At 57.1% G+C, this 21,848-nt stretch carries 25 protein-coding genes; 12 read left to right on the plus strand and 13 right to left on the minus strand.

Annotation, left to right across the window (positions count from 1 at the left end; genetic code table 11):
- Nucleotides 1–95 precede the first annotated feature (95 nt).
- Genes ACFFSY_RS23320 through ACFFSY_RS23330 form a run of 3 tightly spaced genes read right to left on the minus strand, consistent with a single transcriptional unit; the run spans nt 96 to nt 3,266 of the window.
- Nucleotides 96–2,378, minus strand: coding sequence for a hypothetical protein (locus tag ACFFSY_RS23320; RefSeq protein WP_377498608.1), 2,283 nt, complete (start codon nt 2,376–2,378; stop codon nt 96–98).
- On the minus strand, nt 2,362–2,715 hold the full coding sequence (locus ACFFSY_RS23325) for a hypothetical protein (protein ID WP_377498610.1): 354 nt from the start codon (nt 2,713–2,715) through the stop codon (nt 2,362–2,364). The genes ACFFSY_RS23320 and ACFFSY_RS23325 overlap by 17 nt, the downstream gene beginning before the upstream one ends.
- A complete protein-coding gene (locus ACFFSY_RS23330) occupies nt 2,712–3,266 on the minus strand; it encodes an RNA polymerase sigma factor (protein ID WP_377498612.1) in 555 nt (184 codons plus the stop codon). The genes ACFFSY_RS23325 and ACFFSY_RS23330 overlap by 4 nt, the downstream gene beginning before the upstream one ends.
- A gap of 181 nt (nt 3,267–3,447) precedes the next feature.
- On the opposite strand from ACFFSY_RS23330, the gene ACFFSY_RS23335 reads away from it, so the two are divergent.
- The 3 genes from ACFFSY_RS23335 (at nt 3,448) to ACFFSY_RS23345 (ending at nt 5,283) form a co-directional block, all read left to right on the plus strand.
- Entirely contained in the window at nt 3,448–3,711 is a 264-nt protein-coding gene (locus tag ACFFSY_RS23335; RefSeq protein ID WP_377498614.1) for a hypothetical protein, read from the plus strand.
- A gap of 248 nt (nt 3,712–3,959) precedes the next feature.
- Nucleotides 3,960–4,400 carry a VOC family protein gene (locus ACFFSY_RS23340; RefSeq protein WP_377498616.1) on the plus strand — a complete coding sequence of 147 codons (441 nt, stop codon included), beginning with the start codon at nt 3,960–3,962 and terminating at the stop codon, nt 4,398–4,400.
- Nucleotides 4,401–4,512: 112 nt separating this feature from the next.
- Nucleotides 4,513–5,283, plus strand: a complete 771-nt coding sequence (locus tag ACFFSY_RS23345; RefSeq protein WP_377498618.1) for a GNAT family N-acetyltransferase — start codon at nt 4,513–4,515, stop codon at nt 5,281–5,283.
- Here ACFFSY_RS23345 and ACFFSY_RS23350 read toward each other — a convergent pair.
- Both ACFFSY_RS23350 and ACFFSY_RS23355 read right to left on the minus strand, forming a co-directional pair.
- Entirely contained in the window at nt 5,280–5,429 is a 150-nt protein-coding gene (locus ACFFSY_RS23350) for a hypothetical protein (protein ID WP_377498620.1), read from the minus strand. The two genes, ACFFSY_RS23345 and ACFFSY_RS23350, sit on opposite strands and share 4 nt — an antisense overlap.
- 10 nt (nt 5,430–5,439) lie before the next feature.
- Nucleotides 5,440–5,580 (minus strand): hypothetical protein, encoded by a 141-nt coding sequence (locus ACFFSY_RS23355; protein WP_377498622.1) that lies wholly within the window; start codon nt 5,578–5,580, stop codon nt 5,440–5,442.
- A gap of 232 nt (nt 5,581–5,812) precedes the next feature.
- Between ACFFSY_RS23355 and ACFFSY_RS23360 the strand changes: the two genes are divergently transcribed.
- Nucleotides 5,813–6,730, plus strand: a complete 918-nt coding sequence (locus ACFFSY_RS23360) for an alpha/beta hydrolase (RefSeq protein WP_377498624.1) — start codon at nt 5,813–5,815, stop codon at nt 6,728–6,730.
- Here the strand turns inward: ACFFSY_RS23360 and ACFFSY_RS23365 are convergent.
- Nucleotides 6,727–7,155 (minus strand): winged helix-turn-helix transcriptional regulator, encoded by a 429-nt coding sequence (locus ACFFSY_RS23365; protein WP_377498626.1) that lies wholly within the window; start codon nt 7,153–7,155, stop codon nt 6,727–6,729. The two genes, ACFFSY_RS23360 and ACFFSY_RS23365, sit on opposite strands and share 4 nt — an antisense overlap.
- 228 nt (nt 7,156–7,383) lie before the next feature.
- On the opposite strand from ACFFSY_RS23365, the gene ACFFSY_RS23370 reads away from it, so the two are divergent.
- Both ACFFSY_RS23370 and ACFFSY_RS23375 read left to right on the plus strand, forming a co-directional pair.
- Nucleotides 7,384–7,941 carry an RNA polymerase sigma factor gene (locus ACFFSY_RS23370; RefSeq protein ID WP_377498628.1) on the plus strand — a complete coding sequence of 186 codons (558 nt, stop codon included), beginning with the start codon at nt 7,384–7,386 and terminating at the stop codon, nt 7,939–7,941.
- Entirely contained in the window at nt 7,883–8,926 is a 1,044-nt protein-coding gene (locus tag ACFFSY_RS23375) for a hypothetical protein (protein ID WP_377498630.1), read from the plus strand. Before ACFFSY_RS23370 ends, ACFFSY_RS23375 begins: the two co-directional genes overlap by 59 nt.
- Before the next feature lie 20 nt (nt 8,927–8,946).
- Here the strand turns inward: ACFFSY_RS23375 and ACFFSY_RS23380 are convergent, their stop codons facing one another.
- Both ACFFSY_RS23380 and ACFFSY_RS23385 read right to left on the minus strand, forming a co-directional pair.
- Nucleotides 8,947–9,531 carry a hypothetical protein gene (locus tag ACFFSY_RS23380; protein ID WP_377498632.1) on the minus strand — a complete coding sequence of 195 codons (585 nt, stop codon included), beginning with the start codon at nt 9,529–9,531 and terminating at the stop codon, nt 8,947–8,949.
- Between the two features lie 137 nt (nt 9,532–9,668).
- Entirely contained in the window at nt 9,669–10,547 is an 879-nt protein-coding gene (locus tag ACFFSY_RS23385; RefSeq protein ID WP_377498634.1) for a LysR family transcriptional regulator, read from the minus strand.
- 139 nt (nt 10,548–10,686) lie between these two features.
- Between ACFFSY_RS23385 and ACFFSY_RS23390 the strand changes: the two genes are divergently transcribed.
- Nucleotides 10,687–11,934, plus strand: a complete 1,248-nt coding sequence (locus ACFFSY_RS23390; RefSeq protein WP_377498636.1) for an MFS transporter — start codon at nt 10,687–10,689, stop codon at nt 11,932–11,934.
- 245 nt (nt 11,935–12,179) lie between these two features.
- Here the strand turns inward: ACFFSY_RS23390 and ACFFSY_RS23395 are convergent, their stop codons facing one another.
- The 3 genes from ACFFSY_RS23395 to ACFFSY_RS23405 all read right to left on the minus strand — a co-directional run bounded on the left by ACFFSY_RS23395 (nt 12,180) and on the right by ACFFSY_RS23405 (nt 16,120).
- Nucleotides 12,180–12,578, minus strand: a complete 399-nt coding sequence (locus ACFFSY_RS23395) for a MerR family transcriptional regulator (RefSeq protein WP_377498638.1) — start codon at nt 12,576–12,578, stop codon at nt 12,180–12,182.
- A gap of 251 nt (nt 12,579–12,829) precedes the next feature.
- A complete protein-coding gene (locus ACFFSY_RS23400) occupies nt 12,830–15,184 on the minus strand; it encodes a beta-galactosidase (protein WP_377498640.1) in 2,355 nt (784 codons plus the stop codon).
- Nucleotides 15,185–15,346: 162 nt separating this feature from the next.
- Nucleotides 15,347–16,120: an AraC family transcriptional regulator gene (locus tag ACFFSY_RS23405; protein WP_377498642.1), complete on the minus strand. Its 774-nt coding sequence runs from the start codon at nt 16,118–16,120 to the stop codon at nt 15,347–15,349.
- A 282-nt stretch (nt 16,121–16,402) separates the two neighbouring features.
- Here ACFFSY_RS23405 and ACFFSY_RS23410 point away from each other — a divergent pair, with 282 nt between their 5' ends.
- The 4 genes from ACFFSY_RS23410 to ACFFSY_RS23425 all read left to right on the plus strand — a co-directional run bounded on the left by ACFFSY_RS23410 (nt 16,403) and on the right by ACFFSY_RS23425 (nt 18,896).
- Nucleotides 16,403–17,206, plus strand: a complete 804-nt coding sequence (locus ACFFSY_RS23410; RefSeq protein WP_377498644.1) for a phytanoyl-CoA dioxygenase family protein — start codon at nt 16,403–16,405, stop codon at nt 17,204–17,206.
- On the plus strand, nt 17,184–18,098 hold the full coding sequence (locus ACFFSY_RS23415; RefSeq protein ID WP_377498646.1) for a sugar phosphate isomerase/epimerase family protein: 915 nt from the start codon (nt 17,184–17,186) through the stop codon (nt 18,096–18,098). Before ACFFSY_RS23410 ends, ACFFSY_RS23415 begins: the two co-directional genes overlap by 23 nt.
- 80 nt (nt 18,099–18,178) lie before the next feature.
- Nucleotides 18,179–18,439: a VOC family protein gene (locus tag ACFFSY_RS23420; protein ID WP_377498833.1), complete on the plus strand. Its 261-nt coding sequence runs from the start codon at nt 18,179–18,181 to the stop codon at nt 18,437–18,439.
- 40 nt (nt 18,440–18,479) lie between these two features.
- Nucleotides 18,480–18,896: an SRPBCC family protein gene (locus tag ACFFSY_RS23425; RefSeq protein WP_377498648.1), complete on the plus strand. Its 417-nt coding sequence runs from the start codon at nt 18,480–18,482 to the stop codon at nt 18,894–18,896.
- A 104-nt stretch (nt 18,897–19,000) separates the two neighbouring features.
- Here the strand turns inward: ACFFSY_RS23425 and ACFFSY_RS23430 are convergent, their stop codons facing one another.
- Nucleotides 19,001–19,621: a TetR/AcrR family transcriptional regulator gene (locus ACFFSY_RS23430; protein WP_377498650.1), complete on the minus strand. Its 621-nt coding sequence runs from the start codon at nt 19,619–19,621 to the stop codon at nt 19,001–19,003.
- Nucleotides 19,622–19,774: 153 nt separating this feature from the next.
- Between ACFFSY_RS23430 and ACFFSY_RS23435 the strand changes: the two genes are divergently transcribed.
- Nucleotides 19,775–21,004, plus strand: a complete 1,230-nt coding sequence (locus tag ACFFSY_RS23435; RefSeq protein WP_377498652.1) for an MFS transporter — start codon at nt 19,775–19,777, stop codon at nt 21,002–21,004.
- A gap of 105 nt (nt 21,005–21,109) precedes the next feature.
- Here the strand turns inward: ACFFSY_RS23435 and ACFFSY_RS23440 are convergent, their stop codons facing one another.
- Nucleotides 21,110–21,604: a hypothetical protein gene (locus tag ACFFSY_RS23440; protein ID WP_377498654.1), complete on the minus strand. Its 495-nt coding sequence runs from the start codon at nt 21,602–21,604 to the stop codon at nt 21,110–21,112.
- Nucleotides 21,605–21,848: the final 244 nt, after the last annotated feature.

Genomic DNA, 21,848 nt, shown 5'->3' on the forward strand with positions numbered 1-21,848 from the left:
TCATGCCATCACTTATTCCGTTACTCTCCAGACTTGGCCGGCTCGATGTCCAGCACCATCAGCATGAGTACCGCGACTTCCGCGCGAGGCGGCTGTCAGCCTACCTCTTCCAGCATGTTCAAGAAGACTTTCATTGCCGCCCGGTCCGAATCGGTGCGCCACGCTTTCAGCTTCGATTCATTGCCGCTGAAATGCCATTCGATCGCTTGCCTTAGCTGCGACTGGTAATCGCGCTTGCCTGCCGCCTCCTGCTTCATAGCTTGTAGTTGCGCGAGCCAATTGGCCGGTGTCTGTCCGAAATTATGCTCCGGGTACAGCATTGCGAGCTCGAGCGCCGACTCGAAGCCGTCCGACAGCAACAGCTCGGCCGCGAGCAGGTTGCCGACGAAGCGGTGGCTGCCGTCCGCTTGGACGGAGGCGAGGAGCAGTTCCCGCGACTCGGCGTACTTCCCCTGCTCTAGCAGTCCGCTCGCATAAATCGCATCTTCATAGGAATGATCCTTATCCGGATTTCGCGCCACGTACGAAGCATAGTACTTCTCGGCCTCGGTCCAGTTGCGCGTTCGAGCTTCATAATCGAATAAACGAAACAAATAACGATCACTCGGCACGAGCGCATACAGCCGCTTCAAATAAGGTATCGTCGCTTCCTCGCCCGTTGCCGACCGTCCGTCCATGGAAGACTTCGCGTCGTACGAGCGCAGGATCATGCGCAAACTGTGCGTATCCTCGGGATTCGCTTCCGCCTCCTTCTTGTATGCGGTCAATGCTTCAGCGAACCGGTCCGCCAGCAGCAGACGGTCCGCTTCGGTCAGCGAACGACCGGGGAGCCGAAAGAACGGCAGCTCGCCGACGGTCTCCGCGTTCAACCGGTAGCCGTTGCTGCGGGAGATCATCGTGCCGTCCGCGCGGAACGCTTCGACGCTCCAGGAGAATTTTCCCTCCCGATAAGCGAAACCAAGAAGCGAGATCGGATCGGGGATCTGCTTACCTTTGGGCGTTCCGTCCACGGATTTGTACTGAATTCCGCCTCCGCTGGCTTCCAGCTCCGTTAGCGGTACATCCGCCCGATGGTCCTTGATTCGTCCGCGAATCAACGTGCCGGACGAGGAACCGTCGATATGAATATTACCGGACAACTCATAATAAGCCGCCCCGTCTACCGGCTCCCATTCAAAATGGACCGATTCGCCCGTAATCTCCTCGTTATTCACCGGCTCGACGATCGCGATCAACGGTTCAAGGGTAACGGAGCGACTCAGCGACTCCCCGCTCTTCACCTCGATCCATTCGTTCGCCCTGACCGCCCATGCCCACCCGTCAATCTGCTCATAGTCCAAGCCGATGAACAACTGATAATAACCGGGCAGAACATCGGGGAACACGAAATGTCCATGCGCATCGGTCAGCACCTGATAAGGCTCATCCTCCGTCACGCTGTGATTGACTGCCCCTTCTTGCCGTAAGTAGACGCCAATCTGTCCCAATGGCTTGCCGTCGCTTCGCTTAACCGTTCCCGACACGCTCGATAGCTCGATTCCGCCGCCTTGCTCGTACCGACTTGTCTCTAACTGTTCCGCCAATCGCTGCAGCGCTTCCAGCTGGAAACTCGCTTGATCGTTCTTGGCGCCGGCCGCGTCTGGCTTGAGCTGTTCGAGTTCCCGCTTATAGGCGGCCGTATCCGCCTTCACTTTGGCGATCGCCTCGTCGATGCTGCCTTTCCGCAGCAGCAGGGTGGCTTGAAGCTCGGTTAATTGCTGGAGCATCGTATAATTACGCGATTTCTCGTTGCTTGCAAGAACCTGATCCAATATCGCGGACGCTTCCTCATCGCGGCCCATGGACGTCAGCAGCTTGGCCTGATCGATTCCCAGCTGAGCGGATTGCCAGGAATCCGCTATCCGCCCCCTGACACGCTCGAGCACGTTAATCGCCAATTCGGGCTGGCGGTTCGCGTTATAATACATGACCAGCTGCTTCGCCGCCCGGGGCAAATAGCCATCCGCCGGACCGCTCTCCGCGTAGGCTTCGAGATAAGGCAGCTTCTCTTCCCAGGCGAGCTGCGGTTTCTTCGGTTCGGCAGAGCCCGTGGATTGCGACGTCCCCGGCCCGATACGGACATCGAACCCGTTAACAATCGAATCGCCGCCATCCTCTAGGATATAAGTGCGGATCAGCTCCCATTTGTCCTTTCCGTCCTTCGCATTGGCGAGCCGTGCAAGCAGCGTCTCCATCGCCGGAACGCCTCCCTGCTCGATCGTTTGCTCCGCCGCATAACGATTTAATGCAGGTTCGATTACGGTCAAATAACAAGAGAGCAAAATGACGGCACTCGCGGTGGCAAGAACAAGATGTTTGATTTTAATGCGAATCCGCAATCGAAGCCACCGCCCTCTCGTAATCGTCCTTCCAATACGTATTGCCGCCAACCTCGATCAACTGCCGCGGTTCATCGACCGCGAGCGGTTGTTCGGGCGCCGTCTTGTCGCGCGTAAGCAGCAGAGCGCCGATGAGAAGGATGCAGACCGCGGCCACGGGAATCAGCGGCAGCTCGATTTCTGTATTCCACCACGCATTCACACGCTGCTTCCAGCTGTTCCGCCGCAAGGCGCTTTGGAGGAACAGATCCGCGCTCGTGTAATGCAGGCCGTCAAGCTCTTCGTCCAACCGTTTCTTGATCTCCGCTTCCGTATGCTCCACTTGCTTATCCATCATGGCTGCTCCTCCTGATCCAGCTTCAATATTTGTTTCAATTGCGCTCGTCCGCGCGATAGTCTCGCTTTGACCGTGTTGATGTTAACCGCGAGCTGGCTCGAAATTTCGGCAACCGGCATTTCATGATAATAATAAAGCGTGATGACTTCCCGGTAAGTGTAATTCAGTTGATGAATCGCTTGACTGACGTGTCCGCTTCGCCATTCGTTAAAGAACATCTCCTCGGGTCCCGGCTCGCCGCTCTCGATGTGAAGACGCTTCTCCGCCAAAGTGGGGAAAATATGGCGCCAGTTCCACGTCCGCTGCTGCATGCGACAACGATTCATGACAATTCGCAGCAGCCAAGCGTGAAGTTTATCCGGGTGCTGCAGCTGGCCAATCTTCCGGTAGGCTTGCAAAAATGTATCTTGAACCGCTTCTTCCGCGGCTTGCCGATCCTTCGCGAGCAAATAGGCCGTACGCAGCAGTCCGTCCCCGTAGCGGTCCATTAACAGTCGAAGGACTGTTTCATCTTGTTCTTTCAAGCGAGCAACGACTTCCGCAGCTTCCAAGTACAGCCTCACCTCTCTCCTGTTCTAAAGATGCGTCTTGCCTCGAATAGGTTGCATCGTTCCAAACCTTCCTCTTCGCCGCACCTATCTTCGAAGTCTCGGTTGTTTTTGTTCCGTCCGTCATATTCCAATATGTGGTATTATTAAACTAAGTATCGTATTTTAGGTTAGGAGGGATGCGTTGAACCGCCATGTCTTTTATATACTTGTTTCCATCGGGTGTTTTATTTTCCCTCTCGCCATTTTGATATATGGGTATTGGGACGCCTATCAACCCAAGGTTGGCCCCGTAGGGGACGGCGAACCTAATCTTCCGACTTTCGCCCAGATCCTTCCGCTGGCCGCTATGCTGCTCCTCAGCCTCGTCAATATCCCCATTGCCATCATTCGTTACAAAGCATACAACAATTCTAAAGCTCAAGATGGGGAGAGCAAGGACAGGTGAAGGAGACGCGTTATAACGGATAAGGAATCCGGAACTCCAACGGGAGAGACCGGCCGGCATACTCCGGTTATCGTCCGGCGCATTTGATTTGAGAGGAAGATCACTACTTAACGTCAGGCAAACAGATTACGATGATGCCATCGCCCAGCCTGGTACATTCCGCAATCCAGAAGAAACCTTTCCGCTTCCTTTCGGGCATAATCAAGACATGAAATTCAACCAAAAGATTCCAGAGGAGAGGTTTGATTATGTCGATTAGTTTGAACCCGTATTTGAATTTCGATGGCAACACGAAGGAAGCGGTCTATTTCTATGAGAAAGCGCTAGGCGGCAAAGTGATGGGCATCATGCTGTTCGGCGACATGCCGGCGGACCCTGAACATCCGGTTACGGACGAGATGAAGGATCGGGTGATGCACGCGCATCTGAAAGTCGGCGACTTCGATCTCATGTTCTCCGACACGTTCCCGGGCATGCCGTTCCAAGCTGGCGGCGATACGGTGCAGATCGCAATCCACCCGACTGAAGAGGCGCAAGCAAGAGCCATCTTCGCCGCGCTGGAAGACGGCGGGCAAGTCGTCATGCCGCTGCAGCAGACGGAATGGAGCCCGCTCTACGGCATCGTGAAAGACAAATTCGGCGTGACGTTCCAAGTGAACATGCCAGCCGAGCAGCCTTGTGTAGAGTAGGGAGTCGACACGCAACAGCTGCAAACCAAGACCATCTTCGTTCAGACAACCGGAACCACGGGAGCAGGCCGACGCGCCGCTCCCTTATTCGATCTCATGGCGGTGAATCAATTTGGAATTAATCGACATCCATTCCGACAACGTTCACGAGCACGGCTTCTTCTGCATGAGAAGCAAGCCGAAATCCACGGGCTACCGGAAGAAGCTGGCGTGGCTGACGGAACGGTTCAAAGAAGGGCTGCATTTGAAAATGGTCGTCGACGAGGGACAGCCTAGAGGCTTCATCGAGTACATGCCGAGCGAGTATAACTGGAGGGGGATCTCGGGGGCCAACTACATCGTCATTCATTGCCTCTGGATCGTCGGGAAAGGAAAGGGAAAGGGCTACGGCTCCTCGCTCTTGCAAGCCTGCATCGCCCATGCAAAAGCGTTGAACAAATCGGGCGTTGCCATGGTGACCAGCTCGGAGACTTGGCTGTCCGACAAGGCCTTTTTCCTTAAACACGGATTTGCTTCGATCGATGCCGCGCCTCCCTCGTTCGAGTTAATCGTGAACCGGTTCGACGATCAGCCGCCTCCGGCTTTTAATCATGGCTGGGAGAAGCGGGCGGAAGCTTACGCCGAAGGGCTGACGGTAATCCGTGCCGATCAGTGTCCGTATTTCGAGGAAGCGGTCAACACGTTCCGCGAAGCGGCAGCCGAGCGCGGAATTCCCTTTACGCTCGTCGACATCGATCACTGCCAAGATGCGCAGCACGGCCCTTCCCCTTACGGCGTGTTCCATGTCCTCTTGAACGGATCGCTTCTGACGTATCATCCGATGAGCAAACGCGAGCTGCATAAGCGATTGGATGTTCATCTTCTCCAGCATGCGGGCAACTAAATAACGGTCTCATCCATAACGAACGCAAACAGCGGCAAGCCAAGGCGATGCTCATATTCCTGCTTGCGCGATACGCCGCTACGAATGACAAACGGATAAGAAGCTTGGCTGCGGTCGACCGCAGCCAAGCTTTTTTTTGCACGCAAGATCAGCGCCTTAAATCCGCTCTTGCTCGTCCTCTTCTTGCTTACCCGCAATCCGATCCAATCCGGTTAAGATGACCGACAGCGCATAGAGGATCAGCGCGGCGGAATAGCCGCCGATCAACCAGAGGAAAAAGCCTTTATCGATGTACACATTGCCGTAGTTTTGCTCGAATCCTTGATTGAGCGCTCCGATGACCCCGATGATTAGAATGATGGCCGCATGCCACTTGAGGAAGACGGCGAGCTTGCGATACGTGTCGATTGTCGTCCACTCCTTTCCCGAAGGCCACTTTAAAGTGCCTTCTTCTCACATTAAGATGCTTGCAGTATCGTGAAGTTAACGGATCCGGACCGTATTATCCCGCTGAAAGAAGGTCGTTGACGTGAACGAAACACTGCCCGAGCAAACGAAGAAATTCCTGGAGCAAATGTCCGGCTTACCGGCGCTGCATCGGATGACGCCCGAGGAAATCCGTAAGGTCATCATCGCGAATGCGATCTCCGAACGCTTCGAGCTGGCCGGCACGCAGGATGCCGAGCTCCAAGGACCGCACGGCCCGCTGACCGTGCGCATCTACCGCCCGACGAACAAGGAGAAGCTCCCAGTCATCGTCTTCTTCCATGGCGGCGGCTTCGTGTTTAACCGGATGAAGGATTACGATCCGATGTGCGGCAAGCTGGCGCACGCGACGGGACATGCGGTCGTGTCCGTGGATTATCGCCTGGCCCCGGAGTACAAGTTCCCGGTTCAGATCGAGGAAGCGCTCCATGCCACGCAGTGGGTGTACGAGAACGCCGGGACGCTCGGCTTCGACGCCGACAGGGTATCCGTCGCCGGCGAGAGCGTCGGCGGGAGTCTCGCCGCGATCGTGGCGCAGCAAGCGGTCAAGCGCGGATCGCCGCGGATCGCCCAGCAAATTCTGCTCTGCCCGGTGACGGACTGGTCCGGCCGCTACGAATCCAAGTCGACCTACGCTGCCGGATATTTCCTTGAGACCGCGCTGCTCGACTACTGCGCGGGCCACTATCTGCCTAGCGACGACGATCGCGCCAATCCGCTCGCCTCTCCCCTGCTCGGCGACGCTGAGGGTCTGCCTCCCGCGTTGGTCGTGACCGCCGAGCTGGATCCGCTCCGCGACGAAGGCGAGCTGTACGCCCGCAGGCTGGCCGAGAGCGGCGTTCGCATCAGCTGGAAGCGGTACCCCGGCATGATCCACCTGTTCTATGCGCTGACGGACGTATTCGACGACGGGCACGACGTCTATGCGCTCATCGCTCGCGAACTCGGCGCGCCGGATTAATCCGAATCCGAATTGGCCGCATCTGCGAGATCCGGCTCGGCGCCGTCCGCTGCATCCAGCCGGCCATCATATGCCCTCCTCGCCTGCAGGACCGAATCATAATGAGCTTCCGTCCACCGGTGAAGTATTCGCATCGGTTCGATCAGCGTAAGACCGAGCGTCGTGAGCGTATAATCCACGGTCTGCGGGACGGTCGGATAGACACATCGCTTCACCAAGCCATCCCGCTCCAGCTGGCGAAGCGTCTGGGTAAGCATCTTCTGCGTCACGCCTTCAATCCGTTTCTTCAGCTCGCTGTACCGCTTGCTTCCCTCTTCCAGCTCGTAGAAGACGAGGACGGTCCACTTGCTGGAGACAACCTCCAGCGCCCGCCGATAGTGGCATGGCGATTCGGGCTCATAGCCCGGTTGAGACGGATGGGGCATCGAACACGACCTCCGATCGTTGTGCATCTGCTTCGGTACCCATTATAATGCGGAATGGGAATGGAATATAGTGGATGATTGATACCGCCAGGAAGCAGCTTGCCGCAGGCAGGCTGCTTCTTCTTTTCGGCTGATCGGAATTGCCGAACCTGTAACCTTTTCGTGCAAAATATTGCTTGGCGAGGATATTTTCGCGCGTGGAATCGTGTACCTATTGGAGGTGATGGCATGGACGAATATGCGACCGGACGCACGGCGCGCGAATTCGCCGAGATCTACGATCGGCACATCGATCGGGTATACCGGATGTGCTTCATCTTGCTGCGCAATACGGCCGATGCGGACGACGCGGTCCAGTCGGTCTTCCTGAAGCTCTTCAAGCATGACAAGGCGTTCCGCGAACCCGAGCACGAGAAAGCCTGGCTGATCGTGACGACGAAGAATACGTGCAAAGATATGCTGAAAAGCTGGTGGCGCTCCCGACGGGTCGACCTGGACGTTCTACCCGAGAAAACGTATTGGGACCGGCATGACGAAGGGCAGCGGGACGTGCTCGAACGGCTGCTGCGGCTGCCGGAGAAATATAGAACCGTGCTGTACCTCTACTATGTCGAGGATTATTCGGTGCGGGAAATCGCGCAGCTGCTGGATCGCAAAGAGAGCACGCTGCAGACGCAGCTGGCGAAGGGACGCGAACGACTGAGAGCGGAATGGGGAGGGAAAACGATTGACGGGACACCGGATCAAGGAACAATTGGAATCGCTGAAGCCAAACGAGGCTCATAAGGAACGATTATTTCGCGGCATTATGGGCGCGGCCGAGTTCAATCCCTCGGGGAGACGGGAAAGGCGGTCCCGGAGACCGCTGCGATCCGCAATGCTGACGGCCGCGGCCATGATCTGCTTAATCACGACCACGGCTTACGCGGCGGCTTATATGGGGTTGGATGTCAAATGGCTGAACTTCCTTCGTCCGGCCGATAGCGGGCAAGCGGCTTATTTGGAGAATGGCGCTTACGTGGTCAATCAGCGGGTGACGAACGAGAATGGCACGCTCGACGTGAAGCAAGTCATCGGCGACAGCCATCTCATCTACGTGCTGATGGATTTTACCGCGCCGGAGGGTGTAGCGCTGAGCGCAGAGCGGTATCGGTTCGAAACCGACCTGGACTTCGAAGCGCCTGGATCGTATAGTGCCGGAATCGGCTACGAGGTGCTGGACGATGGCCACCCGGATGACAATAAAATCAGTCTTGCTATGAGTTATCAGCTCACGAGGCAAGCGCCGATCGGCAGTCCCGTTACCTTGCGGGTTCGCGATTTGGAAGAGGCGGCTGCTCTTCCGGATGAATTCGAGACGATTGTGCCCGGCGAATGGGAAACCACGTTCATTCTAGATTATAAAGATCTGTCGACTACGCACGCGATACAACGGGAGATCCGACTATATAGCCATCTGGCGACCTTGACCTCCATATCTATTTCTCCCATTGCCGTAACCTTAAAGGTGGACAGTCCGCATCTCAGACAGATTAATGAGGCAGCGCATCTTGAACCGACGGAAATGGCGCCAAACGAATACACGGATCCCTACCCGATCACCATCCACTACAAAGACGGCACTTCGGACACGACAACCATCTGGGAGGGCACGATCGTAGGGGACTACGTAAGCGACACCCTGACGATCATCAAACCGTTCACCCCGATTCTCAATAGCAAAGAAATCGAGGCGGTTTCGTTCTTCGGCGCCTACATTCCGGTGAGCTAGGGCAAGCAGGGGGAGACGCACTACTTCAACACGTACTCGCTCTGATCCCCCATAAGCTGCTTTAAGAACGGAGCCATCAGCTCGTTCGAGACGGCAAGCGCCTCCTCCCGGGTCTTCGCCGGTCCCGCGAACATGAAGCCGTCCTCGCCGTTCCAGCCGCCGCCGGCCTTGTCGTCGGCGCCGGCTTCTTTCGTGTGGCGCAGAAGCGTTAACGAGCTGAAATCATCGCTGGCGAAGAGGATGCCGTGCGTGTCGACGAACGGCTTCGCCTCGGCCGTTCCCGCATGCTCGATACCTCCGCGCACCACGGGACCGTATCCGTTCCGGTCGAAATTCACCGTGACCTCTTCTCCGTTCTTCGGCAGATCGATCGTGCCGCTGGCGGAGCCAATCGTGCCTTGAAAGGTACGCCGTCCCGTCCAGCTTCGCGTCACTTTGCCGTTGATCGTCACGGACTCCGGCTGCACGCTGCCGCTATTCTCCGTCCCAAGCTGATAGTTCACGCCTTCGATCGTCATGTGAATCTCGCGCGGCTGCAGGCTGACAACCCAATAAATAACAATGGCGATAAGCGGCAATACCAGCAGCGTATATTTGCGTTTCATTCGCTTCCTCCTTTTTCCAGAACCCCTACTCTAGTACGAGGGAACGCTTGTCTTTGTTGCACGAGTTGGCAGCAAGAGTAGCTTCGCCTTCACACAAAGGAACCGCTCCCGACCATCAAGAGCGGTTCCTTCTTCGTCTATAACGCCGCATAGTAATCGATGACGAACTGCCGGAACTCGCTCGCCGCTGCTGACATATAATGCCGCTTCGACCATGCCAGCCCCATCGTCACCTTGAATTCGGCGTCGTCGATGAAGACTCGGTTCGGCAGCAAATGCGCTCGCTTCGACCATGAAAATTCGGGCAGGAAGGCGAGCCCGATTCCCCTTCGGAACAAATTCACGATGGCATCCGATTCCTCCACCTCGATAACCGTATTCGGCTTGAAGCCCGCCTTCATGCACATCTGGTCGGTCAAATCCCGGAACCAATAGCCCGTTCGCTGGCCGATGAACGCTTCCTCCTTTAATTCGATCAGCGAGACGCGCTCGCGGCCGGCCAGCGGATGGTGTTCGGGTACGCAGAGAACGATCGCGTCCGTGCGAAGCCCCCGCCACTCGAGCCCCTCGCCTTCGATCGGCGCGGTCGTCAGGCATAAGTCGATCTCCCCGTCCTCCAACATCCGCTTCATGACGGCGGTCGGTTCGAGCACTTGGCGAAAATGCGTCTGCGGATGCCGCTCGAGGAACGCGCTCAGCAGTTCGGGGAGTACATTCGAGATCGAGGCTGCGAGCAGCACGCTTCGCTTGGCCAACCCCGCCATATCCAGCACCTCCCGCTTGCCCGCCTCCAGCTCGGCGAACACGCGCTCCACGTGCTTCAAGTACGCCGCGCCGTAAGCGTTGAGCTTGATGCTTCGTCCCTGACGTTCGAAGAGCGGGACGCCGACATGCTCCTCCAGCCTGGAAATCGTCTTGCTCAAGGATGGCTGCGCGATGCTTAGCGCCTCTGCCGCCTTCGTCATATGTTCGTACTGGGCCACGATCCGAAAGTAATGCAGTTGCAGAAGCTCCATAATAACCTCCGATACATAGACTTCAGTCTATCGAACGATAGTTTAACATGTATTATACAATATAATACCGCTCCCCTATAATTAATCTCATCTTCGATAACGATCGCACGTCCATTTCAAATAAAGGGGTCCTGCACTCATGTCTTCTTCCACCGCAAATCAAGCGCAAACGGCGGCCGTCTCCGCCCAACAGGCGAAGCCCGTCAGCATGCTCAGCCAGCCCAAGGCGGTCTGGGCCGTCGTCTTTGCCAGCATCATCGCCTTCATGGGTCTTGGTCTGGTCGACCCGATTCTGCCGGCAATTGCCGAGAAGCTGCATGCGTCGCACAGCGACGTGACGCTGCTGTTCACCAGCTATAACGCCGTCATGGCGGTCGCAATGCTCATTACGGGCGTCATCTCCTCCCGGCTCGGGGCGAAAGGGACGCTGATGACGGGCATCGTGCTGATCGCTATTTTCTCCGCGCTTGGCGGGATGTCCAACGGTATATGGAGTCTCGTCTGGCTGCGCGGCGGCTGGGGGCTCGGCAACGCGCTGTTCGTCGCCACGGCGCTGTCGGCAATCGTCTCCCTCTCCAGAACCGGCGTCGCCCGTTCGATCATTCTGTTCGAGGTCGCCGTCGGCCTCGGTATTTCCGTCGGCCCGCTGCTCGGCGGCGAGCTGGGCGCAATCTCCTGGCGGGGGCCGTTCTTCGGCGTCGCCGGCCTCATGGTGCTGGCCTTCCTGCTGATCGCGATTGTGATGCCAAGACCGGCTGTCGCTCCGCGCAAGGCGAAAGCCTCGCTCGCGGACCCGTTCCGGGCGCTCAAATTCCGCGCCTTGCGCACGTTCGGCATTGCAGCCGCGCTGTACAATTTCGGATTTTTCACCCTGCTCGTATACGCTGCGCTCGTCCTGGGTAAGTTAGGACTTGATGAACACCAGCTGGGCTACGTATTCCTCGGATGGGGATTGATGCTCGCATTCACATCGGTATTCATGGCGCCGAAGCTCCAGAAGCGGTACGGCACGATTTCCTCCATGCTCGTGCAGCTGCTGCTGTTCGCGGCGACGCTGTTCGTGATGGCGATCTGGACGACGGACAAGGCGGTGCTCATTACGGCCGTCATCATCGCCGGCGCGTTCCTCGGCAATAACAACACGCTCATTACGACGGCGGTTATGAACGCCGCGCCCGTCGAACGCCCGACTGCTTCGGCAGCGTACAGCTTCCTGCGCTTCATCGGCGGCGCGATCGCGCCTTTCCTCGCCGGCAAGCTGGCCGAGTGGTTCAATCCGCATATGCCGTTCATCGTCGGCGGCGCCTTCGTCGTCTTGGCGGTCATCTACTTGGCCGTCAACCGCAAGCATCTTAGCCATGTCGATGCCGTTGAGAGCGGACATTAAGCGAATCGGCCGCAGATAGACTGTGGTGGAGCGGAAGGTTGGGGAGCGGGAAGCGCAAGAGGTGATTGCACGTCTCCCGGTCTCCCCACGGCCTCCGCCGCCACAACGACAAAGCGCTTCGCGCGAGGCTTTGCCCGCGTGAAGCGCTTTTGCTATACCGTTCTATTCGCGACGGCTGGTTGATGAACGTCTTCGCCTCTACGCGGCATGTTCACCGACGAGATCGGGCTGTGCGGTAATGCCCTCTATATGGCAGCTTCACGCTCTGACGCATGCAGGTTTCTTTCGATTTCGCTCAGATGCTGCTCGTAGGACGCAATCTTGTGGTCCAATCTCTCCAACGTCTTCGTCATCTCCTCTACCCGGACTGCGAGCTGCGCCCGCTGCTCGGTTAGCAGATCCTTCCTCGCGTTCATCGACTGATCGCCTTGCTGGAATAGTCCTACGTATTCCGATAGCGCTTCGATGGACAGTCCGGCTTGCCGCATGCATTTTACGAACTCGACCCACTTGAGGTTCTCTTCCGTATATTCCCTGATCCCGCTTGGATTGCGGTTCACGGGAGGCAGCAGTCCGATTCGTTCATAGTATCGCAAGGTGTCCTGCGGGATGCCGAACTTGGCGCTTACTTCGGCCATTCTCATATTCCGTCACCTCCGTGCTCGATTGCCGGATGCGCCGGAAGGCGGCTCCGGGCGAAACAAAGTTTTGCTCCATGATCAGACAACTGTATCCATTATAAATCCAGGCAGGATGAACGCAATAGCAGCCTACGCTGCAGCACATCGCCAAGTCGATCGCCCCGTCCGCCACGCCCAAAAAAAAAGGAACAGCCGCGCCGAGGCGATGCTGTTCCTTGCTGCTCTATCTCCTACCCTGCCATAACCTCGCCCGGCTATCGCGTCGCCCGCTGCCATTCCAACCGGCGCACCGGCTCGGCCGTCACGCTATGGAACTTCGCGACCGCCTTGCCTTCCGATTGCCGCTCCGCCATCTCGGCATCGGGCGCGAAGACCGCCGGACCATCGCGCAGCGGCGTCGTCTCCAGCACGAGCTCCCCGTCCGGCAGCCGGTTACGGAACCGCGACAGCCCTATCTCCCATGGCGCCCCGTTATAGAAATTGTCATGGATGAGCTGCCCGCCTGAGAATGCATAGCCGACATTGCCCGTGTACGAAATACGGAGTATAACATCATCCACCTCATCGAGCGCGTCGGTCGGCAAAACGACCACGAGTTTGTGATCGTGGATTCGCTTCACCTCCAGGGCGATTGCCGCGTCTGGGGCAGCGGCGGTATAGGTCATGAACCACCCCTGCCGCTCCGCTGATGCGGCGCGGTTCTCCTTCGCCGGGAACCACTTCGGTTCGTCATCCCGTGCAGGGACATATTCCCGAAAGGAAGCCTCGCTTCTCCCGCCGCCTAACCAAGCCAGTCCCCCCTCCGCGGGAATCATCGCCTCTGCCGAGAACAGAATCCGCCGCTCGCCTTCATGCTCCATCTCCCACAGCATGGCCGCTTCGCCAGCTTCCATCGCATAGATGCGAACCTCCGCCCCTTCGGCGCGCTGGATACGAATCATGCCGGACGTCTCATGCGGCACCGTGACGCGGTAAGCGCCGTCCGGATCGCGCTCCGCTTGGCCTGCTTCCGCCTCGATCGAGACGATGGACGCGCCGTCCAGCACGAACTCCCCGTCGATTCCTTTCGGCATGAGGAAGAAGTACGTGCGAACGCAATTCGATTCCAGCTCGGTCACCGGCTGAGCCGAGGCGCTGATCAGGTCAAGTCCGTCCAGGTCCATATGCAGCGGCACGAAGAACGAGGCGTTCCGCCTGATCGACCACGACTTGCCGCGCGGGAAGCGGATCGTCTCCTCCTCCAATTCCACGGCGAGGCGGATATCGGCCTGCTCCGCCATCTCGGCATGATCCTGATAGTTGTTCACGAACAGGAAGCCGGATCGGCCATCCGTGCGAAGCGCATACCGCAGCGACTCCGTATCCTCCGGGACAAGACTATCCGCCCCGTCCGGGAGCCGGGTCGCCATCGGGGCCAGCCGACCGCCGAACCGCTGCAGGAAATAATGCAACGGCCGCAGCAGATGGTTGGAAGACCGGATTTGCCCGAACTCGCCGATCGGCGCTTGGAAATCGTACGTAATCCGCGGCGTCGAGCTCTCGTTCAAGTAGCCCGTACGGCCGACCGGATTCGTGCCGCCGTGGAACATGTAGTAGCCGATGAAGTTGCAGCCGCTCGCGATTTTGACCAGACTCATAGCCGCGACGCTCTCCGGCTCCACCTGGAACCGGTCCAAGTACCATGTCTGCATGCCGCCCCCCATCTCGCAGCAGGCGAACGGATAGCTTTCCTTCGGATACGGCGGGTTGAAGTCCCGGGCTTGGGCGGCGTTATCGTGATAGCGCGTGAACAAATATTCGCCCGTCGGCTGCTGCTCGCGCTGCTGCGCCGTAATCGTCCACGGCGTATAAGCGTAGCCGCCATAGAGCGGCAGCACTTCATCTGTCGGCACGGGGGCGTTGCCCCATCCCGTGATGGAATAGATCGGAGCAATGAGCCCCGCTTCCGCTGCCATCGCCTTCAAGCGAAGAATATGCGCCTCCCCGCCGCTGCCCCCGCTCAAATACTCGTCTCCCTGCTTGGCGGTCAGCTCCCACAAGGCGGCAGACGCATTGAACTCGTTCTCCAGCTGAATGCCGATAACCGGCCCGCCGTCCTTGAACATGAGCCCTGCGGCTTGACGGCCGATCTCGTCGTACAGCCGCTTCACGTAACGCAGATAACCCTCATCGTTGGAGCGGACGTCGAACGCCCGGCCGAACAGCCAATCGGGCAGCCCGCCATTGCGGACTTCTCCATGACAGAAGGGGCCGATGCGCAAAATCACGTACATGCCGTTCCTTCCGCACTGCTCGACGAACGCGCGCAGATCGCGGTCGCCATCCCAGTCGAAGCGGCCTTCTTCTTCCTCGTGATGGTTCCAGAAGATATACGTCGGGATGACGTTGATGCCGGACATCTTCATCTTGCGGATCTCGGTCTCCCATTGATCGTGCGGATACCGGGCATAATGGAACTCGCCGCAGATCGCGAAATACGGTCCGCCGCTCAGCTCCATGTAATAATTCGTAAACCCGATCTCGTCCCCTTCGGGATTCGCGCCGCCCAATCGCAGCGTCGACGGATAAATCTCCTTGCGTATGCCTCTTGCTTGAATCGTATGCTCCACCTGCATACAGCCCCTCTCGCGCATGATCCGGCCCAAGCTTCACCCGGCCTTGTATGCTTCGACTATAGGGGAATCGCCACGCCGACCCGTAGCATTTATCCGACGAAAAATCGTACGATCCTCGCAAGTTTGGGAACGTTTGCAAGGGCGGCTCCCCGGACCTCAGCTTTGGCGCCGGTATTCCGCAGGGCCGCAGCCGAAGTGCCGACGGAACAAGGCGGCGAAATGGTTATAGCTCATGAAGCCGACGTCGTAAGCCGCCTCGGTCGCCGTCCGTCCCGCCTGCTTCATAAGCAGCGCCGCCTGCTCGAGCCGCATGCCATTCAGCGTCTCGACGATCGACCTCCCGGTCTCGGCCTTGAACAGATGCGACAGCCGGGAGGCCGACAGTCCGACGCGAGCGGCCAACTCCTCGATTGTCAGCGGCTCCTGCATATGCGCCGACAACAGGCGGATCACCCGGCTGACCCGCGGGTCCAGCCTGTCCGCGAGCTGGCCGGCCATGAGGAGGAGCAGCCCGCTCAGCTGATTGAGGCACAATTCCTCCCAGAAGGCACCGCCTACGCGGGCATCGGACAGCACGGACCGGAAGGCGCGCAGCGCCCGCCGCTGCATAACGCCGGCTGGCAGCCGGGCGATCAAGAGCTCCGTCTCCGGCAGCAGCGCGGTCTCCGGCACGCCCGGGAAATGCGCCCACATGAAGTTCCAGGTCTGCCCGGCGCACGTCCCGTACTCGTGCGGCGCCCCTTTGCGAAGCAGCGCGAGCTCGCCCGCCGCGCAGCGCTGCTCATTGACCGCCGTCCGGAAGTACCCTTCGCCTGCCAGCGTGTAGACGAGCAGCCAGTCCGCCCTTCCGGCTGGCCGCGCCACCGCATACGCATCCGTCTCGCGAAAATGCCCTGTCACAATGCCGCTGCTCGGTTCGATTGCCTTCATCGTGACCTTACTCCTTCTCGTTTTCGTTTGATGTCGGCCTCTCCGTCAAGCCTCGTCCAACTTGGCCTTGGTCTAGGGGAAGGGCTAACGCGCATCGCTGCTCACGGCATGACAGAATCGCGCCATATCCGTTAAGCTCATTATTGTTACTACCATACTCATTTGGCCCCCCGTTGTCTACCGACGCAGCAGAATCCAACCACTAATGTGCATGAATGCGACTTCTGCTATCCACCTCGGCTCGCTACACTAAGCTTAAGCAAACAAGAGGAGAGATGGACAATGACGCGATCGTTAAGAGTATTGACGGACGAACAATTGGCGAGCTTCGAGAAGGAAGGCTATCTGATCGTGCGCCGGTTGTGGAGCGAAGATGAAGTGGACGAAATCAAACGAACGTTCGAGGCGATCGGCGCCCAGCCCGTGCCGGGCTTCTTCGAGCCGGATCTGTCCGGCGCGGCTGACGACCCGCTGAAGCGTTATCCGCGCGTGATGCACCCGCACCGCTTCGATGCGGTCAGCAAGAAATACATGCTGCATCCAGGCGTGCTCGCCATCTTGGAGGATCTCTACGGCGAAGAGGCGCTCGCCGCGCAAAGCATGTTCTATTACAAGCCGCCCGGTTCGCGCGGGCAAGCGCTGCATCAGGATAATTTCTATTTGAAGGTGGAGCCGGGGAACTGCATCGCGGCTTGGGCGGCGATCGACCGGTGCGACGAGGACAACGGCTGCATGCTCCTCGTGCCGAAGACGAACACATACGACATCGTCTGCCCGGAGGTATCCGATTCCCGCGAGTCGTTCACGACCCACTACGTGAAGCCGCCGAAGGAAGAGAAGCCGATCCCCGCGGTCATGGAACCGGGCGATATTCTGTTCTTCAACGGCAATCTCATTCACGGCTCGTACCGCAACCGGACGACCGACCGGTTCCGCCGCGCCTTCATCTCCCACTACGCCAACGTGAGCGCGACGAAAATCTCGCATTGGTACAACCCGCTCTACCGCGCGGACGGCACGGCGCTGACGCTCGAGACGAATCCGGACGGGGGGCCATGCGGCATTGAGACACCAGCTTATCACTAACGGCGGCGCAAGCCTCGGCGTTCACATGTCCTGGTGGGGGATGAACCATCTTCGGACGCACGGACCGGAGCTGGCCATGGAAGAGAAATTCCGAATGATCGCGGAGGCGGGCTTCGATGGCATCGACGCTTTCGTGCCGAAGCCAGGCGAAGCCGCCGCTTGGCGCGACCTGCTGGACCGCTATGGGCTGTCGCTGAGCGTGAACGCTTACCCGTCTTCCGTGAATGACTTGCGGGAAGAATTGGCGCGCGCGTCTGACTTCGGCGGCATCCGCGCGGTGAACGTACAGGTCATGACGCCTTTCGCGACCGGAGATGACGCGAGCCGCCTGCTCGAAGGCATCGCGACGCTCGCCGGCGAGTACGGACTGCCGGTTAACGTGGAGACTCACCGGGGGACGATCACGCAGGATCTGATCCGGACCGCCGAATACGTGCGGCGCATTCCCGGACTGCGGCTGACCGCCGACTTCTCGCATTATATACTCGCTGGCGAGATGCTCCGCATTCCCGAAGAAGCGCAGACGCTATTCCGCCTGCTGCTGTCGCGCGCGGATTGCGTGCACGGCCGGGTCTCGAACGGCGAGCAGATTCAGGTCGGCTGCTTCGCCGCCGAGGAGCATCCGATGCTCGCCCATTACGGCCGATGGTGGGAGAGCGCGATGCGCGGATGGCTGGAGCGAGGCATGGACGGAGACGGCCGCGCCTTCCTGTTCGTTCCTGAGCTAGGACCGCCGCCTTATGCCATCACGAATGAAGATGGGATCGAGTTGAACGACCGGTGGCGGCAGTCGCTCGCGCTCGCGGATTATGCGCGGCGGCTGTGGGACCGCGTGCTCCAAGCCGAACGTGCGGGAACGGGGAACGATGAGCGCGGATCGGAGAACAGCTAGCGGAGTGAAGCAGATCGCATGGCGGTCTGCTTTTTTTTGCGAAATGAAGGTTGAATATAGCGCTCGGCCTCGAGCTGCTCATGGATCACGGCTGGATCGGCACCTATGGCTCCGACGAGACGATGAACGTGCAAATCAGCTTCGCCTCGCAGGGGGGTTCGGACACGCCGGTGCCGGATCTGTCGATCGAGGTCGACGACGTCGACGAAGCGTTCGAACGGATGCGGAGCGCCGGCTTCAAGGTCGAATACGGACCGGCGGACGAGCCTTGGGGCGTACGACGCTTTTATGTCCGCGATCCTTTTGGCAAGCTGGTCAACATTTTGGCTCACGACAGGTAGCCCGTGATTGGTATATAATGGGCGCAAGGAGCGTGATTTTTTGCCAACGATTCGAAAAGAAATCTTGATCGACGCCTCGCCCGAACAAGTATGGGATGCGGTTAGCGATGTCGGCGCCGTGCATCACCGTCTGGTTCCCGTCTATACCTTGGATACGCGGATGGATGGCCACGAACGAACGCTTATCTTCCCTCAAGGCGGCAAGGCGCGCGAGTACATCGTGTCCATCGATGATGCGGAGCGTCGAATGGCCTACGCGGTCGTGGAAGGAAGCATGCCGCTGCTGCATCACCACGCATCGTTCCAGGTATTCTCGAACGATCAAACGTCCAGCAAGCTGGTGTGGATCACCGATTTCCTCCCGGCAGAACTATCGGCGGAAATTCAAGCTCGCTTAGACCGCGGAGCGCAGGTCATGAAAGCGACGATCGAGGCTGAGGCGCGAAGAGGGTCTTGAATTGGCAAAACATAATCCGCATGAACCCCGTTCTTATATAGGGTATGTGAGGCAGCATATTGAACGAAACAAGGGCAGCCATCTCCGGCTGCCCTTGTTTATGTTCATGAACGTTCTTCGAGCGGGCTGAACGACGTACGCGGGGGCGTTGGGAGTAACGACAGCGCGGAATGGATGCAGTTCTCGATCCATTCCCGATTAGGATTAGATTTCCTTAAAACGGTTATTCCGATAAAAGCCGCCACAAGGGAATGAGCGATTGCTCGGCAGTGGACCGATCCATCGATCTCTCCGGAGGTTACTCCCCGTTCAAGCGTCTCTTCAAATATCGCCGCCAAATATTGTTGATGCTCTCGTGTTAAAATTTCAAACTTCGCGTCGTGCGGAGCCAACTCCACCATTGTATTGATGCAGAAGCAGCCATTCCGCTCATGCGGTCCTTCAGGAAATGCCCCTTCCAGAAATAGGAGCCTGAAAGCAGTCTTGACGCTAGTCATTTTGTTGAGCTTCAAGCGAACGAATTTAGCATGCAATTGGTTATAGTTACGAAGCGCGGATTCAAACAAAGACAATTTGTCTCCGAACGCAGCATATAAACTAGGCTTCTGAATGCCCATGCGAGAGGTTAAGTCGCTTAGCGAGGTAGCTTCGTACCCTTTTTCCCAAAAAACATGCATGGCTTCCGTTAATGCCTTTTGTTCATCGAACTCGCGATTTCTAGCCATAATTGCCTCCTGAATACAATACCTTTTGGTACAATAAATATGATAGTAAAAACGTCCATAAAGATCAAGATGCCGTTGACACTCTCGCTGTTTTATGGGTTAATTAGACTCAATAATAACATACCGTTCGGTAAAGTAAAAGGAGGCCTTCCAATGTCAAGTTCCTCAAAGCTCCGTTCGCATTCCATAGAGTCACAAGCTCAACTTTCGAGCGCAGCGCTTTTACTGTATGCGGTCATCTGCGGATCGGCTGTAGCCACGGTCTATTATTCCCAACCTTTGCTTGACGCGATGGCTTTAGAATTTGGCATCAAGAGCACGATTATCGGCACGCTGGTAACCGTCACCCAGTTGTGTTATGCGCTTGGGCTATTTTTCCTCGTTCCCCTAGGGGATTTGCTTGACCCACGCAAGCTTGTAACCGGGATGTTGGTGATGATAACGATCGCTTTAAGTATCGTTGCGTTAGCTTCGAATACTTTGTTTCTGTTCACCGGCATGGGAATGGTTGGGTCCCAGGCTGTAGTAGCACAAGTCCTTGTTGCACTTGCCGCTAATCGAGCGCCGCTCCACAGTCGTGGCCGGGCCATTGGTGTCGTTACGAGCGGAATCGTAGTAGGGATTCTATTGGGCCGTACCTTCTCGGGCACCTTAGCGGATTTGGCCGGATGGCGGTCCGTATATATAGTCACAGCAGTAATCATGATCTGCGTGGCTTGTCTATTCCTAACCGTTACACCCGCTACACGGCGTCCGCCTAGTCAAAGCACGTATCGGAGCATGCTCAGCTCCATGAAAGATTTATTCGTTCAATTACCGCTATTGAGAATTCGCGGATTACTTGCCTTCTTCATATTTTCGGACTTTAGTATTTTATGGTCCTCCATGGTATTGCCGATGAGCTCCCCGCCCCTTTCGTTCAGCCACAGCGTCATTGGATTGTTTGGCCTTGCCGGTGTAGCGGGGGCCGTGGCCGCCAGCAGTGCGGGACGACTGGCAGACCGGGGATTAGGACAGCGGACGACTGGCATCGCTTTGTTGCTGTTAATGCTTTCTTGGCTGCCAATAGGGTTACTACAGCATTCCTTGTTGCTGTTTATCATAGGGGTCGTTATGTTGGATTTCGCAGTGCAGGCGATTCACGTTACGAATCAGAGCATGATATTAAGCGCTCGTCCAGAAGCAAGGAGCAGGCTAACCGCCGGGTACATGATCTTTTATTCCTTTGGAAGCGCAGCAGGTGCAATAGCGTCAACCTGGATTTATTCATGGGCGGGGTGGTTCGGCGTGTGCATACTAGGGACCCTGGTAAGCATGATAGCGGTATGTTTTTGGGGATGTACGTTGAAAATGTCCTATCGTTCTACGAATGCACTGCCATGAAGTAAAGGCCTGAATGAAAAAAAAGCAGCTGCCGCGGCGACAAACTGCTTCTGGATCGTTGAACTACATTTCCCAGATCGTTTAACGAGCTGCGATGCGCATGATCTAAACCTTGCTTAGCACCCATTCCTTAATTTGGTGGGCGACGTCCTGAACCGGGGTATTCGTGGTATCGATAATTGGAATATTGGAATCGAGCGCCGAAGTATACAGATCCCGAGAAGCAGCTAATCCCTTGTGAATTAGTTCCTCACTCCAACCTCCTCTAGCTGTCAGGCGCTCAATTCGAGTTGATTCATTGCAGTGCAGAAGAAGTTTATGAATAGGGTTAAACAAAAGAATGTGTTCGCTTAATTCTAGATTGTAACCGTATGGCACGCTACCAAATAAGATCGTATGATTCCCGCAGAGATAGTTAATATAAGCGATCAAAAGCCAGTTGTTGCAAGCTTCTTGATACTGCTCGTTTACGACAATCAAATCCATATCGTATACCGTGAAGCCTCGGCCCAAAGCTTGCCCGACATTCGTGAATGTTGTACTCTTTCCAGCGCCACTATACCCGTATACTAAAAACAAGGGAGCATTCGGAGCATTCATTCTTTATAATCCCTCCTTTCCGTTATATCGCTACGCGTATCACACTCTCTCTCTCATAAATTATGTATTGCGTGCACCAATTGCTTGTACGGGCGCGCATGGCAGCCAGCGTCCTGTAGGAACAAGAAACGAGCGAGACTTCCTATTAAAAACTCCCCTCCTTGCAGCAGGTTTGGATGGTTCTACCTGTCTGCCTGAAGGGGAGTCTCTGCAAATCGATAGACATTGCATTCTCGTTAAGCGC

This window comes from Paenibacillus aurantiacus, assembly GCF_042431225.1.
Lineage (GTDB): Bacteria > Bacillota > Bacilli > Paenibacillales > Paenibacillaceae > Paenibacillus_Z > Paenibacillus_Z aurantiacus.

Bases quoted from the DNA above. Each gene is read 5' to 3' on its own strand.
- ACFFSY_RS23430 (WP_377498650.1), bottom strand. From the start codon at position 19,621: ATGGCTAGAAATCGCGAGTTCGATGAACAAAAGGCATTAACGGAAGCC.
- ACFFSY_RS23410 (WP_377498644.1), top strand. From the start codon at position 16,403: ATGACGCGATCGTTAAGAGTATTGACGGACGAACAATTGGCGAGCTTC.
- ACFFSY_RS23390 (WP_377498636.1), top strand. From the start codon at position 10,687: ATGTCTTCTTCCACCGCAAATCAAGCGCAAACGGCGGCCGTCTCCGCC.
- ACFFSY_RS23395 (WP_377498638.1), bottom strand. From the start codon at position 12,578: ATGAGAATGGCCGAAGTAAGCGCCAAGTTCGGCATCCCGCAGGACACC.
- ACFFSY_RS23385 (WP_377498634.1), bottom strand. From the start codon at position 10,547: ATGGAGCTTCTGCAACTGCATTACTTTCGGATCGTGGCCCAGTACGAA.
- ACFFSY_RS23365 (WP_377498626.1), bottom strand. From the start codon at position 7,155: ATGCCCCATCCGTCTCAACCGGGCTATGAGCCCGAATCGCCATGCCAC.
- ACFFSY_RS23325 (WP_377498610.1), bottom strand. From the start codon at position 2,715: ATGATGGATAAGCAAGTGGAGCATACGGAAGCGGAGATCAAGAAACGG.
- ACFFSY_RS23405 (WP_377498642.1), bottom strand. From the start codon at position 16,120: ATGAAGGCAATCGAACCGAGCAGCGGCATTGTGACAGGGCATTTTCGC.
- ACFFSY_RS23440 (WP_377498654.1), bottom strand. From the start codon at position 21,604: ATGAATGCTCCGAATGCTCCCTTGTTTTTAGTATACGGGTATAGTGGC.
- ACFFSY_RS23370 (WP_377498628.1), top strand. From the start codon at position 7,384: ATGGACGAATATGCGACCGGACGCACGGCGCGCGAATTCGCCGAGATC.
- ACFFSY_RS23435 (WP_377498652.1), top strand. From the start codon at position 19,775: ATGTCAAGTTCCTCAAAGCTCCGTTCGCATTCCATAGAGTCACAAGCT.
- ACFFSY_RS23380 (WP_377498632.1), bottom strand. From the start codon at position 9,531: ATGAAACGCAAATATACGCTGCTGGTATTGCCGCTTATCGCCATTGTT.
- ACFFSY_RS23420 (WP_377498833.1), top strand. From the start codon at position 18,179: ATGGATCACGGCTGGATCGGCACCTATGGCTCCGACGAGACGATGAAC.
- ACFFSY_RS23340 (WP_377498616.1), top strand. From the start codon at position 3,960: ATGTCGATTAGTTTGAACCCGTATTTGAATTTCGATGGCAACACGAAG.